Below are 18,878 nucleotides of genomic sequence, written 5' to 3' on the forward strand. Positions count from 1 at the left end.
ACGTGTTGCGACTAGAATGCGTCACAGCTGCGGTGGTGGTGGAATTGGTAGACACGCTACCTTGAGGTGGTAGTGCTTTCGGGCGTGGGGGTTCAAGTCCCCCCTTCCGCACCAACTTATAATCCAGAACATAAGTTGGTGTATGCAGCTAAACTCTGTTGATGCGGGATGGAGCAGTCTGGTAGCTCGTCGGGCTCATAACCCGAAGGTCGTTGGTTCAAATCCAGCTCCCGCTACCAATCAATTCTATTTTTAAGATGCAAACTTTTAAATGGACAGCTTTTAAAGCTGAGAGAACTATTTGCATATTGATGCGGGGTGGAGCAGTCTGGTAGCTCGTCGGGCTCATAACCCGAAGGTCGTTGGTTCAAATCCAGCCCCCGCTACCAATCTTATATAGCACACAATCTATATAAGCAGTTTATCTGAAAGTCATTGTGATGTTGATGCGGGATGGAGCAGTCTGGTAGCTCGTCGGGCTCATAACCCGAAGGTCGTTGGTTCAAATCCAGCTCCCGCTACCAATCCTCTGAGATGCAACTCAGTAGGGCAATTCTTCAGGTTGTTTTAGATTGAAAATGACCAAGAAATTGTATATAATTTTTGCATGTTGATGCGGGATGGAGCAGTCTGGTAGCTCGTCGGGCTCATAACCCGAAGGTCGTTGGTTCAAATCCAGCTCCCGCTACCAAGTTTCTAAAAGAGGCTCACAACTAGGTGGGCCTTTTTGCACAGTGGACTATGGTTTTCTGTGTAATAATGGGGCGATTTACGCCCTTTTTTATTGGCTATCGTGTAGTGTCGACAGTATTTTGGTCAAACCGTCATGTTTCACTACTACTATAGTTTTGCATTGGTCTGTAGTGGTCATTTCGACCATCGAATCGCACAAATTTGACGAGAGTAAATGAAGCTATCAAATAAAACTCAAGCACTTCAGGACTTAATTGCCCCAGCGGTGCAAGCATGTGATGTAGAACTTTGGGGGATTGATTTCCAACCTCAAGGTAAGCGTTCACTGTTACGTATTTATATCGACCGTGAAGTTGATGAAAATGCAGAACCTGTCATCAATGAAGATGGCGAAGTTGAGCAAGGCCGTGGTATCGGCGTGCAGGACTGTGTTCGTGTCACTCAGCAAGTGGGTGCGATGTTGGATGTACATGATCCAATTTCAGGCGAATATGCATTGGAAGTGTCATCTCCAGGTTGGGATCGTCAGTTCTTTAAATTGGAACAAATGACGGCATACATTGGTCAGCAAGTCGCTTTGCGTTTGATCAGTGCTGTGGATAATCGTCGTAAATTCCAAGCCAAACTTGTAAGCGTAGACCTTGAAAGCGAAATGATTCAGGTTGAAGTTGAAAAGCAACAAGTGTTGGATATTGACAGCCACAATATTGATAAAGCAAATCTGGTTTTCCAAGATTAATTTAATAAATAAGAATCTGAACGAATAGGTGACTTATGGCTCGTGAAATTCTTACCGTAGTAGAAACGGTTAGTAACGAAAAAGGTGTAAGTCGTGATGCAATTTTTGAAGCGCTTGAACAAGCTTTAGTTGCAGCGACTAAGAAGAAATTCTACGAGGGAACTCACTCGGAAGAAGCTCGTCTACGTGTAGAAATCGACCGTCGTACTGGTGATTACCGTACTTTCCGTCAATGGGAAGTGGTTGCCGACGAAGATCACGAAATGCCAGCATGCCAAGATGCGATCTCTGATGTAGATCCTGCAAAATGGGCAATTGGCGATATTCGTGAACTTGAAGTTGAATCGATTGATTTCGGTCGTATTGCGGCACAAATTGCGAAACAAGTGATTGTTCAAAAAATTCGTGAAGCAGAACGTGCATTAATTGCAGATGCTTACGAGTCTAAAGTTGGTGAACTCATCTACGGTGAAGTGAAAAAACAAACCAAAGATGGCTTTATCATTGACTTAGGTGACAATGCAGAAGCATATCTTGCGCGTGAAGAAATGATCGCTAAAGAAATTCTACGTCCTAAACAACGTGTAAACGCGATTTTGTTTAATGTGAACCGTGAAGGCCGTGGTGCTCAGTTATTACTTTCTCGTTCTAAACCAGAAATGCTCATCGCATTGATGAAGAAAGAAATTCCTGAAATTGCTGAAGAAATCATTGAGATTAAGGCAGCTGCACGCCAACCTGGCGTTCGTGCTAAAATCGCTGTGAAAACAAACGATCACCGTATTGATCCTGTAGGTGCATGTATTGGTATGCGTGGTACACGTATCCAAGCGGTTCAGTCAGAGTTAAATGGTGAGCGTATTGATGTAGTCGTTTGGTCGGATGACGCGGCACAGTACATTGCAAGTGCTTTAGAGCCTGCTGATGTATCAGGTATCGTGATTGATGAAGAAGAACGTACTGCAGATATTATTTTTGCAACGAGTGATCAGTTAGCGCGTGCAATTGGCTCTCAAGGTCAAAACGTACGCTTAGCATCTGAATTGACTGGTTACAAGCTCAATATGATGCTTGAAGAAGAATATCACGCACGCCAACAAAACGAAGCGCAACAATATTTAGATATGTTTGTTACACGTCTAGATATTGATGAAGACTTAGCGATGGCGTTAGTTGAAATGGGTTTCACATCATTAGAAGAAATCGCGTATGTTCCTGCGGAAACATTCGATGAGATCGAACTTGATGCTGAAACTGTTGAAATGCTACAAGGTCGTGCAAAAGAAATTGCATTGGCTGATGCATTGAAGCAACAAGAAAACATCCAAGAGCCAAGCGAAGAGCTTGCTGCAATGGAAGGCGTGACTAAAGAAATCGCATATGCGCTTGCCGCTCGCGGTGTGGTAACTGTAGATGATCTTGCAGATCAAGCCACTGACGATATCTCTGATATCGAAGGTTTAGGTGCTGAAAAAGCAGGTCAACTTATTATGAAAGCGCGCGAATCATGGTTTAACTAGGAGGTAATATATGACGGACAAGTCGATTAAGGAGTTAGCTCTCAGCGTGGGTCGTCCAGTTGAGAAGCTACTGGAACAGGTTCGTGATGCGGGTTTACCACAAACTAAACCTGACGATATTATCTCCACTGAACAACAAAATGCCCTCGTTAACCATTTGAAAAAAGTTCATGGTCAGGATGCGGGCAATGCAGGACAAATCACGTTGAAACGTAAAACTACCAGTACTGCTAAAGTGGCGAGTACATCGGGCAAGGCAAAAACGATTAATGTAGAAGTTCGTAAGAAACATACATTTGTTAAACCGGATCCTGAGCAAATTAAAGCTGAAGCATTAGCGAAAGCACAAGCTGACCAACAAGCACGTAAACAGGAACCTAAGGTTGAAGTGAAAGCTGAAGAACCGAAGCAACAACCAGTATCTAAAGCGAAACAAGCTTTAGAAGCAATGCGTGCTGCTGCGAAGCAAGAACATGCGAAGCAAGAAACACCGAAAGCTGCGGTTGTTGTAAAACGTAAGTCAAACAACAAGCCAATTACAAAACCTGTTGAAACTCTAGAACAGAAAAAAGCACGTGAAGCTCAAGCAGCACAATTGAAAGCTGTAGAAGAAGCGGCGCGTCGTAAAGCCGCTGAAGAAGCGCAACAACGTACGCTTGAGCAAATGCGTCAAATGGCGTCTAAGTATTCTAACGAAGACACTACTGCGACCATTCGTGTTGTAGATGATTCTCCGCTTGCTGCCGGCCTTGTAGGTCAGGCATATGAAGATTCATTTGCGAAAGAAGACCGTGAAATTAAACGTGGTACCAATACCAACAATTCACGTTCACCTAAAAAAGGTGGTCGTCGTGGCGAAGAGCAATCTTTCCGTGATAACTCACATAAACGTGGTTTAAAAACAAGTCAAGCGAACAAGCATGGCTTTGAAAAACCAGTTAAAAAACAAGTTTATGATGTTGAAATTGGTGAAACAATTGTTGTTGCTGACTTGGCTGCGAAAATGGCGGTTAAAGTTCGCGAAGTTATCAAATCACTCATGAAAATGGGCGAATTGGTTACTCAAAACCAAGCGATTGATCAAGAAATTGCAGCACTTGTTGTTGAAGAAATGGGTCACAATCCAGTACTTGTTTCGGATACACAAGCAGAAGACAACTTACTTGAAGCAGCTGAAGAAGCGCGTGGTGTCCAAACCACTCGTCCGCCAGTTGTGACAATTATGGGTCACGTTGACCATGGTAAAACATCACTTCTTGACCGTATTCGTCGCTCTAAAGTGGCTGCAGGTGAAGCAGGTGGTATCACACAGCATATTGGTGCTTACCATGTGAAAACTGAAAAAGGTATTATTACTTTCTTAGATACACCGGGACACGCAGCATTTACTGCAATGCGTTCACGTGGTGCGAAATCTACAGATATCGTAGTGTTGGTTGTTGCAGCAGATGATGGTGTTATGCCACAAACTGCGGAAGCGATTGACCATGCACGTGCAGCAGGTACGCCAATTATTGTTGCTATCAACAAAATGGATAAAGAGTCTGCTGATCCAGATCGCGTATTGAATGAGTTGACGACGAAAGAAATCGTACCTGAGCAATGGGGCGGTGACGTTCCAGTGGCAATGGTTTCTGCGCACAGCGGTGCAGGTATCGACGAACTTCTTGACTTGATCTCAATTCAAGCCGAACTTCTTGAGCTTAAAGCATCTGAAGAGGGTGCGGCACAAGGTGTTGTAATTGAAGCACGTGTAGACAAAGGACGTGGTGCGGTAACATCGATTCTTGTTCAAAACGGTACATTGAAAGTGGGTGACCTTGTTCTTGCAGGTTCGTCATACGGTCGTGTACGTGCAATGACAGATGAAAATGGTCAACGTATTAAATCTGCTGGTCCTTCGATTCCTGTGGAAATCTTGGGTCTACCAGAAGCGCCAATGGCGGGTGATGAAGTTCTTGTTGTAAATGACGAGAAAAAAGCACGTGAAGTTGCTGATGCGCGTATGGATCGTGAACGTCAAAAACGTCTTGAGCGTCAATCTGCGATGCGTCTTGAAAATATCATGGCGTCTATGGGCAAGAAAGATGTGCCTATTGTCAACGTGGTATTGAAAACAGACGTACGTGGTACTTTGGAAGCATTACACGTTGCACTTGCTGAACTTGCAACTGATGAAGTGAAAGTACGTATTATTGGTTCAGGTGTTGGTGCGATCACTGAGTCTGACGTAACACTTGCTGAATCATCAGAAGCGGTTCTTCTCGGCTTTAACGTACGTGCTGATAATACTGCACGTCAAAAAGCTGATGCTGATGGTATCGACATTCGTTACTACTCGATCATCTATCAATTAATTGATGATGTGAAAGATGCGATGAGCGGTAAATTAGCGCCTGAACACCGTGAAACAATTCTTGGTGTTGCTGAAGTACGTGAAGTGTTCCACTCAAGTAAATTCGGTGCTGCTGCAGGTTGTATGGTACTTGAAGGTACATTACACCGTAATAAACCGATTCGCGTATTACGTGATGACGTGGTGGTATTCCAAGGTGAGCTTGAATCTCTTCGTCGCTACAAAGATGTGGTTGAAGAAGTTCGTGCCGGTATGGAATGTGGTCTTGCGGTGAAAGGCTATAAAGACATCAAAGCACAAGATAAGATTGAAGTGTACGATGTTCAATTAATTAAACGGAGTCTTTAATGGCGGGTAGTCAACGTCTGAAGCGTATGGCGGATACAGTACAACGTGAGTTGTCAGAACTGATCCGTCAGGAGCTGAAAGATCCACGCTTAGGTGGTCTCGTGACCATCTCTGCCGTGAAGGTGAGCCCAGACTTAGGATATGCCGAAGTTTATGTGACTGTAATGGGTCGTGAGCTAGGCGATGAGCAAAGTGAAGCCGCAAATAAAGAGACTTTAGATGTCTTGAATAAAGCATCTGGTTTCTTGCGTCATGAACTAAGCCGTCGTATCAAAACACGTATTACGCCACGTTTGCGTTTCCATTACGACAAAACAAATGCTTATGGCAACTATATGTTTGGTCTAATTGCGGAAGCGGTCAAGGACTTACCTCCTACTGACGAAGCAAAAAAAGATGATTAATAATTCAGTTCGCTGAATGAAAAAAGCCACCTTTGGGTGGCTTTTTTATGTTTGAATAACGGTAATTTAAAAACTCAATCACTTTAAAATTATAATATGCCAATGAAAGACAGGTCGAACATGATATTTAATCCGCCTATCTGTAAAAACAATGAAATGAAAAAAAATCATGCTATTGAGCAGCATATTACTCATCACTATGCCAAGTTGGGCATGTTTAAATACCTATGTAGAAGATTTTTATACATCTGATTCACAAAAAGAAAATCAACTTGAAGAAGATCATGATGAGAAATTGAATAACTTTGTACCAAGGCATCCTAGCCCAATAGACTATCAAGCAGAAATTGATTATGCCGTACATCAGATCTACGCAGGTCGTCACGATTTAGCCATTAAGGTTTTAAGTGAAATTGAAAATGAGCATCCAGGTTTACCGAAGATGACAGTGAATTTAGGCACAGCTTATGAGTTGATCGGCAATATTAAACTGGCCAAAAGATGGATTGCTGAAGGTATGAGACGTGATCCAACGATTCACCTTGGAAGTGAATGGATTCATCTGAATATTTTAGAAGCCAAAACCAAGCGCGCGACACCAAAATATTTTCATGAATATCCATTGTTAAATGTACATTATGGAACAGGCTATGTTCCTGATGGACATTGGAGTGATCAGCGCAAACCCACAACAGCGGAATACGATGCCATACGAGAACAGGTCAGCTTACAAATCAGTGAGCGGAAGAATTTTGTTTCAAGACAGGATGCCGTGATGGCACAGCTGTTTTATGAATTGGCGAATCTTGAGATGAGCCAGAATCAGCCTGGCTGGTATAACAATTTTCAAAGTAGTTTTGAGACTAACTTACTGATTGATTTAGCTAGGCAGTATGGTTTAAAAAAAACACCGTATAACCAAAAACGTTTGCAATATATGGCTCAAGGGAATGTAATTGAGAAATTATGGATGAAAATTAAAGACTTTTGGGCTATAAGGGATAATCAAACTGGATCTAGATTTAATCCAGATCCTCTGGTTTTGAATGGAGTTTAGAGTGAAATGCACGGCGCCGGGTTCGCTGCCAAGGAAGAGGGCGATTCAGAGCTTCTGGTGCATCACCACTCATCGAGCGTAATCGTAAATGTAATGCCGCTTGTGCCATGAGGTTTGCAGAAACTGGTGCAGTGATAAAGGCGAAGAGCGTGATCAGGATTTCTGCAAAACCAAAACGGCCTTGAAATGCTGCATAAATAATTGCAGCAATTAGAAAACTTCCTAAGCCTAAGGTGCTCGATTTGGTTGGTGCGTGCAGTCGCATAAATAAGTCGGGTAGGCGAACCATGCCAATACCGCCGACTAACATGAAAAAAGCGCCAATAACCAAAAAAATCGAGACCAAAATTTCCATGACTAATTGCATATTTATGTACTCCTAGTCGATGACGTGGCCAGTGGTGAAATAGCGTGCTAAAGCGGCCGTGGATACAAACCCAAGCATGGCAACCAATAAAGCCCCTTCAAACATCGATGTACTTGCCCAATAAATACCTAAAATGACAATTAAACAAGTGGCATTTAAAAATAAGGTATCTAAAGCAAGTAGTCGGTCCACAACTGAGGGTCCCATCACCAAGCGAATGAGACACAGTAACATCGAGATCGTCACAGCAACTAAACAGATGCCAAGCGCATACGGTAAAATTGTCATGCGGATTCTCCTGTATCAGCGCCAAAAATGAGGATGAGAGGGCGTTCATAGCGCTCTTTAATGGTTTGAATTTCCGCTTCAGGGTCATCCGTGCTCAGCGCATGGACCAAAATATCACCACGGTCTTGGTCAATTCCGGCAGACACCGTACCGGGTGTGGTGGTGATGATCATCGCAAGCAGAGAATTGACTTCTTCATGCTGTGTATCGAGAGGAACACGGAACCATTTCGGATGCAATTTATGTGTCGGACCAAGGACTAGTTTTGCAACATGGATATTACTGACAATAATATCCCATAACACCACAAAGAATAGTTTACATGCTGCCAGCCAGTTGATATTGGGTGTTCGATCAATAAAAGGGCGAACCATTCGCGGAATAACAATGGCTAAAACCAAGGCCATGCATAGTGTGGCTGCATCTAGACTGTGCGCTAACATCACCCAGCTCAGACCAACCATGACTGATACCAATGGATGCGGAAACCAGCGATTTAATACAGGTGTTTTCGCCATGTTAAGGTGCCTCCATCGGTTTTAGTTGGGTCTCTTCAGGTAGTTTTTCTTCTTGTTGCTGTCCCTGAATTTGGCGTTGCTTATACTCAGAAATATGCTCGCCATGTAGCGTTTCAGGTGCAATCAATGCAGGAATGAGGTGTGCATTTGGATCGGCTGATTCACCACCATATTTAGTTTCAGGTAAATTTTCAGGATCATAAGGTTGAACACTGATGATTTGACCTTTTTCATCCTTTTTTAGCAGCAATGATTCATATAATGGATTGTCTTGAATTTGCTGCGCAGTTTTGTAGGTATAGTCATAGATCGGTGCAGCAAAAACCATATATCCCACAAGCGCTGTTAACAGCAGATAAATGGTTTTGTCATTACGAAGCGGTGCCTTATTCGGCAAAGCCTGATAACGCTGATATTCTTCAGTATCAATATCATCTTCTGGGCGAGATGAACGCCAGAAAAGCACAAAACCAACTCGAGTGAATGCGATAATACTGAGTAAACTCACCAACAATACGATCAAAATAATCATAATTTGGTAAGGTGAATTGGCCGTTGCTTGCAAGAGAAATACTTTACCCAAAAATCCACTAAATGGCGGTAGACCAGCCATCATCAACGCAATGATGAAATAGCAAACAGCAACGGTATTATGCTGTTTCATACGGGGCGCAATTTTAAAATGATCTTTAAATTCGCCACGTTGTGAGGTAATCCAACCCGAGAGAATATAAAAAGCTGCACCAATGATGGTACTGTGAATCAGGTAATAAAGCCCCGCAGCCCATGCATCCGTATTAAAGAGTGAAATCGCAACCAATATTGTCCCGATAGAAGACAAAATCATAAAACCGACAAAACGACGTAAGCGATCCGTTCCGATAGCACTATAGGCACCATAGAGCGAGGTTACTAAGCCAATCGGTAACAACCACTGTTGTAAGATTTCACGGCTAATCCCATCGTCAAACACAGTACCATTGACACGGAGAATGGCATAGATGCCGACCTTGGTCATGATAGTGAATAAGGCTGCGACAGGCGTGGTTGCCACAGCATAGGTCTTTGGTAACCAGAACCCTACAGGCAGCATTGCAGCTTTGATGCCAAAGACAGTGAACAGTAACAATGCACCAGCCACAGCAATACGATGTTGATCCGCTTCAAGCAAAGGCATAAGTCGTGCAACATCAGCCATATTTAAGCTACCTACACTGCCGTAAATCATCCCGAGTCCAATCAGGAAGAGGGCAGAGGCAAATAGGTTAATGGTGACGTAATGAATACCAAGCTGAAAACGTGCTTTGCCTTGACCATGTAAGAGCAAAACATACGATGCCATCAGCAGGATTTCAAAGAACACAAACAGGTTAAATAAATCGCCTGTCAGGAACGCACCACACAAACCCATCAGTAAGAAATGGCACATGGCATGGAAATAACGACCACGTTCGTCCCATTCTTTGCTAGCAAACCACATCACTGGCACAGCAAGTCCATAGGTTAGCACCAACATGAAAGCAGAGAGTCGATCTAAGACTAAAACGATGCCGAATGGTGCGGCCCATTCACTCAAGTTATAAACCAAAACTTGACCAGAGCTGGCAATCATCAAATAACTGATGGATGTGATCAGTCCGAGGATACCAGAGACATAACTGATTCCGCGACGCCAAGGTTGTCGCCAGTCATGCGCCAACGAGCCAGAACCGGGGTTGCCCAGCAGGACTAAAATAAATGCAGTAATTGCAGGAATTAAAATACTGAAAATCGGGCTATGCGTAGTCCAAAATTGGATGAAGTCATGCATTATGGCTCATCCTCCCGCGGGTCAATTTGCGGTATTTCTTCTTTGGAGTCCACATGATCTGTTCCAGTTTCATAGCGGCTACGCAGAGCCAATTGTACGATAAAGGCAGTGGTCGCAAAGCCAATCACAATGGCTGTCAGGACCAAGGCTTGTGGTAAAGGATCGGTCGCTTTGGTGGTTTCAGTTAACACGGCAGGTGCGTTGACATGAATACGCCCCATGACAAATAAAAATAAGTTCACGGCATAGCCAATCATGGCTAAACCCAGTACGACAGGAAAGGTACGTGCCCGCAAAATCAGGTAGACCCCTGTTGCAGTCAGTAAGCCAATGGCTGAAGCGAGTAAAAATTCTAAACTAATCATCTTATTCGCCTCTTGGAACTGGACCAGACATACTCGAGTGACGCGAGTCGCCTAAGACGGAAATCATTAACATCGTCGCGCCCACAACGGTGATGTAGACACCTGTGTCGAAGAGGGCAGCGGAGGCAAGGTGCATTTCACCTAAAATGGGTGGCGATACATAGATATGAGCACTGGTCAGGAATGGACGCCCCCATAGCCAAGCCGCGATACCTGTCAGCCCCGCAATGGTTAAACCAATACCAATCCAAACTTCATATAAGCGACCTGATTTTGCACCAATCAGTTGTTCAGCACGGTCTTGGCCGAGCGCAATATATTGAATCACTAAGGCTAAAGAGGTAATTAAGCCTGCAATAAAGCCACCGCCTGGTAAATTATGACCCCGTAGGAAAATATATAAGCTGATGACGAGTGCTAAAGGCAAAATCCATGATGATGTAATACGGAACATCAGTGGTGACGGATTAAAACGATAGGTCAGACCTTGCGTAATGGTGGTACCATGAGCACGCATACCATCCATCATGCACAGCGTACCAATTGCGGCAATTCCCAGTACGGTAATTTCACCAAAGGTATCGAAGCCACGGAAGTCGACCAAGATCACGTTGACCACATTGGTACCACCACCAAGTGGGATGGATTGCTGCATAAAGAACCATGAGATGGAATTATGATCGCGGGTCATGATCAGCCATGAAATCCATGCGATCCCTAAACCTGCAATAATCGCAATTATTGCATCTCGCCAACGACGAGACACACTCGACTCATAAGGTGTGAGCTGTGGTAATAATGATAAGCTCATGAGTAAGAGCACGGTGGTCACCACGTCAACAGTAATCTGCGTGAGCGCCAAATCTGGAGCGGAGAAACAGATAAACACCATAGTCACAACCAGACCGACTGCACCACTGATGAGGACGGCTTTAATCCGTTCATGGTGGAACCAAAGCATCATCCAACATGCAGAGAATAATAATAGCCACAGAACGATTGCGATGATTGGTGCATGTACCAGTTCACGGCTGCCTGTGCCGATGCCTTGCAGCCAAAATGGAACGATGACGATGGCCACACTAAAGATCAAAATCCATAATAAATAGCTTTGTAATTTGCCATTTTCAGTAAAGCGACGGAACTTTCTTGAGCTGAGTAATAGATGCTTTAAAAATAAGTCGAACAGCACTTTACCTTGTAATCGACCCAAAAGTGGATCTAAGTCGATCCGGCGTAATTTGCCGCCCTTCGCCAATGCGAAATAGAAAACTAAACCACCCAAGAGTGCAATCACGCTCATCAAAAGGGGGGCATTTAAGCCATGCCAAATCGCTAAATGTGTACCTTCAAACGTAGGGTTTTGAATACTCGCACGTGCTGTGCTGTTGACTATATGCTCAACCAATAATGCAGGGAAGAGTCCAACTAAAATACATAGAGCAGCCAGTAAGGTCGCAGGAGCACGCATGCCAAACGGTGGTTCATGCGCTTCTTTATTGGGAACTTCTTTCCCTAATGGACCATCAAAAAATACCCCATGAACCAAACGTACCGAATACGCGACAGCAAAGATACCGGCAAAGGTGGCAATGATGGCTGACACGATCATCACTGGCCCAGTCAGGTTGGCTAATAGTTCAGTAAAGAACATCTCTTTAGAAAGGAAACCATTGGTTAATGGGACGCCTGCCATAGAGGCCGCAGTGATCATGGTCAGCGTTGCTGTAAACGGAAGTAATTGCCATAAACCAGAGAGTTTTCGTAAATCACGTGTGCCTGATTCGTGGTCAATAATCCCCGCGATCATAAACAAGGCTGCTTTGAAGGTCGCATGGTTAATGATATGGAAAATGGCAGCGGAAACTGCGAGGGGAGAGCCGATCCCGAGTAAGCAAACAATCAGACCTAAATGACTGATGGTGGAATAGGCTAACAGCCCTTTTAAATCTTCTTTGAAAATGGCAAAGAAGGCCGCCATACATAAGGTAAATAAGCCAATAAAGGTGACCAAGTTGTGGTACAACGCCGCGCCTGCAAAGATCGGCAATAAGCGCGCAAGCAGGAAAATTCCGGCTTTTACCATCGTGGCAGAGTGTAGATAAGCCGAGACGGGGGTCGGTGCCGCCATGGCATTTGGCAACCAAAAATGGAAAGGGAACTGCGCACTTTTGGTAAATGCCCCCATTAAAATTAATAGCAGTGTGGGCACAAAAAGCGGATGCTGCTGAATTTGGCTACCCATCGTCAGGATTTGATCAATCTGATAGGTGCCTGTGATTTGCGCCAGCAGAACAAAACCACCCAACATACATAGACCACCCATGCCTGTAATGGTCAAAGCCATTCGAGAGCCACGCTGAGCTGCGTCGTAATTGCTCCAATAACCGACCAAAAGGAAAGATGAAATACTGGTGAGTTCCCAAAAAATAAGTAATAAAATTAAATTATTAGACAATGAAATGCCGAGCATGGCAGCCATGAATAGCATCAATAAAACATACAGTTTACTGAGCGAATTCTTTGGACTTAAATAATAGTAGGCATAGATATAAATTAAGGTGCCGATCCCCGTAATGAGCAGGGAAAACAACAAGCCCAGTGCATCGAGACGGAAACTGAAATCAATGCCAACTTGAGTGAGCCACGGCCAAGTTTGAATGATGGTTTTGCCATTAAAGACATCTGGGGCCTGACTCAATAATAAAACTAAACTGCTGAGGCTGACGCCAATCGCCCCTAAAGCTGTTACCCCGCGAGAGAATTGCTTCAACCACGAGACAAGTGTTGTGCCTAGTATTAACGGTAACAATATAATAATCGGTAGCACACTCGTATCCATTGTCATGATTAGGCGGTGAAACCTAGGTGTATTTCATCTTTCAAGGATTACAGGACAGCAAAGAGCAGTCCAAAAATTCAATCTTGAAAGCCATGTGTGTCAAAAAAAATTAAAAACAAGCTGTGTTGCGCAACTCGTGAAGCGATAGCAATTTCCGATGTTACTATGAAAATTGCAAATAAAACCGATCATATTACATGCGTAAAACAACATCAATCTTTTTTATGACCCACTTACACATTATACGCCTGACGAAACTGTCTAGACATCTATTGCGGCCTTGTTGCTGAATATTTAAACATAAAGGCTATGGATTACACTCAGTAAATCAACCTCAGTATTTTTAACTCAGCGGTTGGATAGTAACGTCCTGATCACCTCGCTGTGATAAAGCCCTTACCAATTCTTGTTGCTGTTGCTCGGTCAGTTGTGTCTGAATTAATTGCAACATGTGCTGGATGGTATCCGGATTGTTTAGCGGCTCATTTAATTCAGTCTCTTCAGTTTTAGGTGGAAGCGATGGTTTAGATCCGAGTTGCAACTGCTGATAAATTTGATCATAGGTTTCTTGTAGTTTTTCAGGCTGAATCTCACTGAGCTTTTTATTCTGTAATTGTAAGCACTGAAAGCGAGAAGCCTGTTCCATTAGTTCAGGACGGTTGCCGCTGGCAATGATTTGGAGTCGTGGAAACGCTTGATTTAAACGGGTCAAAATCACTTGAGTCATATTTTGATCGAGTTGGTGGTCTATGGTGTCGATCAATAAAATCCCGTCACCTTCTTGGCAAGGATATAAGCTATGAGGATTGAGTAGACACAGGCGACGTACAATATCACCAATTAAGGCCACAAGGTTGCGCACACTATTCGATAGCTGTTGAAATAACATGTCTTTGCCTTGATAGCAGACCATTAACTGTAATTTGGGGTGATATTGCAGATAAATATTACTCACATCGGGCAACACGGTCTCTAAAGCTTGTTTTAATGATCTGAGTGATGGCGCGTGTAGGTCGGCCTGAGCTTGTGCTAGTTTATGCCCAAAAAGAGGCGTGTCTGATGCGTTGGGTATATCGGCTTGGGTTTTAGGATGTAATAAATTTTGAATTAATTCGGCACTTTGCGCATTTTCAATGTCGGATATTTCTCGAAACCACTCAAAAAAACGAATAAACGTGGTAAAGGGAATGGCCGATATTTCATAAGCATGCGAAGGCTGAAAAATAGCAGGATTATTTTTATTGAGAATATTCACATCGTTGACGAAACGTTCAGCAGGGTAATAGGCAATGAGTGGCAACCCTTGTAACGGATCAGCTTTGAGGGCTTTTTGATACAGCGCAACCATCGATTCTAATTGCTGTGTTTCGGCCTTACTGAGGCCGACGCCTTGACTGTTTAAGGTTTTGTACAATTGCCATGAACAACATTGTGGGTCTTGGTCTTGTTGATCACTTGAAAGCTGAAATGAGCCAATGTCTTCGGGAAAACTGACTTGAATATCAAGTTTCGATTGCAAGCGATTTAACATGATGTCTTGATCGAGCATTACCACGCCTGCGGTGCGTAAATCTTTATAACGTGCAGCGAACCAAGTGAGGGCCTGATAACTAAAGCGTAGTAGGGAGGTTTTTCCAGAACTTTGATCACCCAAAATTAAGGTAATCGGCAGATCGTGGTAATTAAAATTGAGGGTGATATCAGTAAAATGAAGGGTGTGCTTGAGTTGAATCGATTGTATTTTCATGGTGCACCTTTTACTGATTTATTGTTTATTCACCTTTTTCATCATACTAGCTGACCGCTTGCGCCAAAGATTTGGGCATTTGACGTTTTAAATGCTGCATCAAGTCATAAATATGATGGATATTTAAACTTACTTTAGCACGTGTGCAGGCCACGTAAAGTAACCGTAACTCTTCGTCACTAATTTTATAATCTTTATCGTTGAGCTTAAATTGGTAGTCATCTTCAATATGTACCCGATCCCATTCTAAACCTTTGGCTTTATGGGCGGTGGAGATGATGTAGTCGGCTTGATCAATCGGGGTGATTTTTGCCAGCGCCTTTTTCAGTGGGTCAGTACCGTGGTCATCGACCAACTTCACTAGCGGTTTAATATCGCTGCCGTCATTGGTTTCACAATATTCATGCACATCATGCCATGAGTTAAACCACGCAAGCTCTGGGACATCGACTACGCGTTTGCCTTGCTTGAGCATGGCTGCTGCATCGACAAAACGATTGAGTCGCGCATGATCTGCTTGCAGGCTGACCTTTTCGCCCTTAACCAAACCCGCCAATAACAGTTCCATCGCGCGTGCATTAGTACGACATAAAATGGCATCGCGCATCTTGGTATGAGGCTTATTAACCACTTTAGAGTTGAGTTGTGGATTACCCAATAACGGTACGGTTTCATTCAATGCGCCCAGCAGAGCATTGGCGTTCAAGGCAATTTCTTCACCAAAACGGAAAGACGTGGTTAAACGTGATTCAGGTAATGGGAGTTGCTGCATGGCATTGACTGCACCACGCCATGCATAAATTTGTTGATGCGCATCGCCAACATAGATGACTTGGGTATTCCGCTGTTTCAGTAAAATCCCTAGCATTAGCGGGTCAGCATCTTGAGCTTCATCGAACAGCACATAATCCGCAGGAATATTCGGTTCAGACAAAGCCCAAAGTTTTAAATAAATATCGTGTCCAATCCCTGCTGCATGGTTCGGATCAATCGACTCTAACCAACGACGTTCAATGGCAGGATATAAATGCTTTTGTAAGCTTTCGATATCGTCAGGATGCAGCCAACTCGGTGCTTGGAGATGTCGTGGGGCAGGGTACTGTGAACTGGTCGAACAGAAATAACTAACAGCATTTGCTACTAGACTCGCCAAACGCGAAGGCATGAGTACATATTTTTCATAACGACCGCCCATCATACGACGTAAGGTGATCGGTTCTAGTCGATATTCTTTGGCAATAAAACTCGGACTTAAACGTGGTAGACGTAGTTTGTCAGTCACTCCACGTGGAACACTACGATAAGCCAATGAGTGGAAGGTTCGACAGTCGACATTTTGATGAAAACGATTCTGTGCTTCGGTGGCAATGGCTTTGTTAAAGGCCAAGTACATGCCACGCCGCTGAGGCATGGCATCACTGATCATTTGCAGTGTGGTTGTTTTACCTGTGCCAGCATAGGCAATCACTTTAAATGATTTACCAAGACGTGCGTTATCTATGGCGGTGGCCTGCTCATAGGTCGCGGTCGGTTTTTTAAGATCTGGCACGGTTGCGTCTTAGTGCTGACGGTTGGCTTTTTCAACCAAACCGGAAAGGCCTTGACGACGAGCGAGTTCGTTAAGTACCAATTGAGGATCAATATCGAAATAACCCAACATCACAATGGTATGGAACCAAAGGTCTGCTACTTCGTAAATCAAATCGTTTTTGTTGTCTTCATTGGCTTCGATTTTGAAATCTTTAGCGGCAATGATGGTTTCAACACTTTCTTCACCGATTTTTTCTAAAATTTTATTCAGGCCTTTATGGTAAAGCTTTGCCACATAAGAGGACTCAGGATCAGCTTGTTTGCGTTCAGCCATCATTTTACCTAAGTAGTCGAGTACTTCGACTTGCTCAGATTGCGCATTGGATGCGTTCATCGCAAGGGTATGCGGATTTGCTGATTTTACACCATAAATTGCAGCAGGATCTTTCAATTGCGCATCGACAATTTCCCAGCCATTGGCAGTAAGCTTGCGGTAGAAGCATGACTCACGGCCGGTATGGCAGGCAATGCCGCCATGCTGTTCAATTTGTAGCACAATCACGTCAGCATCACAGTCCAAACGGATTTCATGTACGGTTTGGAAATGGCCAGATTCTTCACCTTTATGCCATAACTTATTGCGTGAACGTGAAAAGTACACCGCTTGATTTTTTTCTGCAGTTTGCGCCAACGCTTCACGGTTCATCCATGCCACCATCAATACGCGCCCACTTTGATGATGCTGTGCAATAGCAGGCACTAAGCCTTGTTCGTTAAATTTTACTTCATCGAGCCATTGCAGGTTGTTCATGAGGATTTCACCAATTCAAAAATCAAAAAATAAATGCCGCAGCATTTGAGCAGCATCATAGTGTAAGCCATCAAGAGAATGATGGGGAGTTAATTCTTAATCAAATTTTAAATTGCGCAGTTCAGCTGCAGAATCATCTGCAGGCTTGCGGGCAATGTCGGCATAATTCATTTGCCCAAATGCACCTGTTTTTAAGCCAGAAATCGTGATGGCCATTTCTTTGCGGAAAAACGGCAGCTGATACATGGAACGAAATGAAATATCACGCAGCGGCGCTGTCCAGCGATGATGTGATTGATAAAAAGGAGTCAGCAGGCGGCTAAAAAATTGGTAAAACCGCACGGACGGCAACCGCAGTTGATGATACTGCTGCCAGAGGTTTTGCAGTGAGGAATCCTGTTGATGTTGAAGTAGGGCCTGACTGATGGCCCATGCATCGAGCAGCGCCATATTGGCGCCTTGACCAAGCTGTGGACTCATGGCATGAGCCGCATCTCCTAAGATGCCGATACGGCCTTCACCGAGTTTGCTCAGCACCACATCACGATAGTTGGCAGACAGCCATTGTTGCGGATCATCAGGATGTGGAATCACATGCGCTAACCATTCTGCAACACTAGGCCAGCGTTTTGAAACCTCAAGCAGCCATTGCTGCTGCGCGCTCTTGGTTTTTAAGAATCCCGCTAAATCTGCTGTAGGTAAGCTCCAGAAAATGCTCGAAAGTCGCTGTTCAGGCTGTGTTGGAATTGCTCCTGTTGGCATCACACCCATCATGATATTGGAACGGTCATAGAACTGATGCAAGATTTGTGGATTGAGCACTTCGCATTCAGGCACGATAATCCACTTTGCACCCCAAGGATAGGCTTGGTTGAGCTTTTCCCATGCTTTAGGGCGTAAATGGCTGCGTGCACCATTGGCGATCAGCACGAGATCAAATTGACGTTGAAAGGTTTGATCTGTGGATTGCCCAATCACGTTTATACCGTCACTGGATTCTTGAAGTTCATGCACCTCATGCGCCATGCACCACTCAACGTGTTGAGGATACTCATGGACTTTGGATGCGAGGACATGACAGAGTGTGGCACGGTGAATGCCGAGTCCATATGAACGGTCATCGGCTTGTCGATAATGACTGTTAATCAGCAAGTCGCCGCCAGCCAGTTGACCTTCAAGACCGGTTACCACAGCACCTAGGCTTAAGGCATGTTCCAAAATGCCTAAATGTTCGAAAACTGCCAGTCCGGCAGGTTGTAATAATAATCCTGCACCCACAGGTTCAAGTTGTGAGACTTTTTCATATAAGCAGATCTGATGGCCTTGAGCAGCAAGCATTGCTGCAGCAGCCAATCCCGCAGTACCCGCACCGATGATGGCAATGTTTTGAGTTTTCATTGTTATAAAAGTTGATATTATCTCAGCCCAATGTAGCAAAGTTGCCGCATAAAACCCAATAAAAAAAGCCCTCTAAAGGGCTTTT

At 44.0% G+C, this 18,878-nt stretch carries 15 protein-coding genes and 5 tRNA genes; 10 read left to right on the top strand and 10 right to left on the bottom strand.

All coding sequences use genetic code 11. The features are described 5' to 3' along the window. Positions 1–29: 29 nt before the first annotated feature. From FTU12_RS08005 to FTU12_RS08050, 10 genes are all read left to right on the top strand, one after another. Positions 30–114, top strand: a tRNA-Leu gene (locus FTU12_RS08005). 48 nt (positions 115–162) lie between these two features. After that, positions 163–239 (top strand) — tRNA-Met (locus tag FTU12_RS08010). Between the two features lie 73 nt (positions 240–312). After that, positions 313–389 (top strand) — tRNA-Met (locus tag FTU12_RS08015). A 58-nt stretch (positions 390–447) separates the two neighbouring features. After that, a tRNA-Met gene (locus FTU12_RS08020) sits at positions 448–524 on the top strand. A gap of 90 nt (positions 525–614) precedes the next feature. After that, positions 615–691, top strand: a tRNA-Met gene (locus tag FTU12_RS08025). A 216-nt stretch (positions 692–907) separates the two neighbouring features. Further along, entirely contained in the window at positions 908–1,432 is a 525-nt protein-coding gene (gene rimP / locus FTU12_RS08030) for a ribosome maturation factor RimP (protein ID WP_078189416.1), read from the top strand. A 35-nt stretch (positions 1,433–1,467) separates the two neighbouring features. Then, positions 1,468–2,952, top strand: a complete 1,485-nt coding sequence (gene nusA, locus FTU12_RS08035; protein ID WP_078192558.1) for a transcription termination factor NusA — start codon at positions 1,468–1,470, stop codon at positions 2,950–2,952. Positions 2,953–2,962: 10 nt separating this feature from the next. Further along, positions 2,963–5,656: a translation initiation factor IF-2 gene (gene infB, locus FTU12_RS08040; RefSeq protein ID WP_180114133.1), complete on the top strand. Its 2,694-nt coding sequence runs from the start codon at positions 2,963–2,965 to the stop codon at positions 5,654–5,656. Beyond that, positions 5,656–6,060, top strand: coding sequence for a ribosome-binding factor A (locus tag FTU12_RS08045; RefSeq protein ID WP_111884117.1), 405 nt, complete (start codon positions 5,656–5,658; stop codon positions 6,058–6,060). The genes infB and FTU12_RS08045 overlap by 1 nt, the downstream gene beginning before the upstream one ends. A 169-nt stretch (positions 6,061–6,229) precedes the next feature. After that, the gene (locus FTU12_RS08050) at positions 6,230–7,117 is read left to right on the top strand and encodes a M48 family metallopeptidase (protein WP_180114134.1); all 888 of its coding nucleotides are present in this window, start codon (positions 6,230–6,232) and stop codon (positions 7,115–7,117) included. Here FTU12_RS08050 and FTU12_RS08055 read toward each other — a convergent pair. The 10 genes from FTU12_RS08055 to FTU12_RS08100 all read right to left on the bottom strand — a co-directional run bounded on the left by FTU12_RS08055 (position 7,083) and on the right by FTU12_RS08100 (position 18,793). Continuing rightward, the gene (locus FTU12_RS08055; RefSeq protein ID WP_180024269.1) at positions 7,083–7,484 is read right to left on the bottom strand and encodes a Na+/H+ antiporter subunit G; all 402 of its coding nucleotides are present in this window, start codon (positions 7,482–7,484) and stop codon (positions 7,083–7,085) included. The two genes, FTU12_RS08050 and FTU12_RS08055, sit on opposite strands and share 35 nt — an antisense overlap. Positions 7,485–7,496: 12 nt before the next feature. Continuing rightward, complete coding sequence (locus FTU12_RS08060; protein ID WP_078192553.1) at positions 7,497–7,772, bottom strand: monovalent cation/H+ antiporter subunit F; 276 nt, start codon at positions 7,770–7,772, stop codon at positions 7,497–7,499. Then, the gene (locus FTU12_RS08065; RefSeq protein ID WP_180114135.1) at positions 7,769–8,290 is read right to left on the bottom strand and encodes a Na+/H+ antiporter subunit E; all 522 of its coding nucleotides are present in this window, start codon (positions 8,288–8,290) and stop codon (positions 7,769–7,771) included. The genes FTU12_RS08060 and FTU12_RS08065 overlap by 4 nt, the downstream gene beginning before the upstream one ends. 1 nt (position 8,291) lies before the next feature. Next, positions 8,292–10,100 carry a monovalent cation/H+ antiporter subunit D gene (locus FTU12_RS08070; RefSeq protein WP_180066124.1) on the bottom strand — a complete coding sequence of 603 codons (1,809 nt, stop codon included), beginning with the start codon at positions 10,098–10,100 and terminating at the stop codon, positions 8,292–8,294. After that, entirely contained in the window at positions 10,100–10,465 is a 366-nt protein-coding gene (locus tag FTU12_RS08075) for a Na+/H+ antiporter subunit C (protein ID WP_078189407.1), read from the bottom strand. The genes FTU12_RS08070 and FTU12_RS08075 overlap by 1 nt, the downstream gene beginning before the upstream one ends. A gap of 1 nt (position 10,466) precedes the next feature. Further along, positions 10,467–13,307 carry a monovalent cation/H+ antiporter subunit A gene (locus tag FTU12_RS08080; RefSeq protein WP_180114205.1) on the bottom strand — a complete coding sequence of 947 codons (2,841 nt, stop codon included), beginning with the start codon at positions 13,305–13,307 and terminating at the stop codon, positions 10,467–10,469. A 343-nt stretch (positions 13,308–13,650) separates the two neighbouring features. Continuing rightward, on the bottom strand, positions 13,651–15,054 hold the full coding sequence (locus FTU12_RS08085; protein ID WP_180021483.1) for an AAA family ATPase: 1,404 nt from the start codon (positions 15,052–15,054) through the stop codon (positions 13,651–13,653). Between the two features lie 46 nt (positions 15,055–15,100). Then, positions 15,101–16,603 carry a UvrD-helicase domain-containing protein gene (locus FTU12_RS08090; protein WP_111884125.1) on the bottom strand — a complete coding sequence of 501 codons (1,503 nt, stop codon included), beginning with the start codon at positions 16,601–16,603 and terminating at the stop codon, positions 15,101–15,103. 9 nt (positions 16,604–16,612) lie between these two features. Continuing rightward, positions 16,613–17,395, bottom strand: a complete 783-nt coding sequence (hisIE, locus tag FTU12_RS08095; protein WP_180026546.1) for a bifunctional phosphoribosyl-AMP cyclohydrolase/phosphoribosyl-ATP diphosphatase HisIE — start codon at positions 17,393–17,395, stop codon at positions 16,613–16,615. Positions 17,396–17,491: 96 nt separating this feature from the next. Further along, positions 17,492–18,793 (bottom strand): NAD(P)/FAD-dependent oxidoreductase, encoded by a 1,302-nt coding sequence (locus FTU12_RS08100; RefSeq protein ID WP_180021485.1) that lies wholly within the window; start codon positions 18,791–18,793, stop codon positions 17,492–17,494. Positions 18,794–18,878: the final 85 nt, after the last annotated feature.

Origin of the sequence: Acinetobacter sp. YH12063, assembly GCF_013419715.1 — a bacterium.
Taxonomy (GTDB): Bacteria; Pseudomonadota; Gammaproteobacteria; order Pseudomonadales; family Moraxellaceae; genus Acinetobacter; species Acinetobacter amyesii.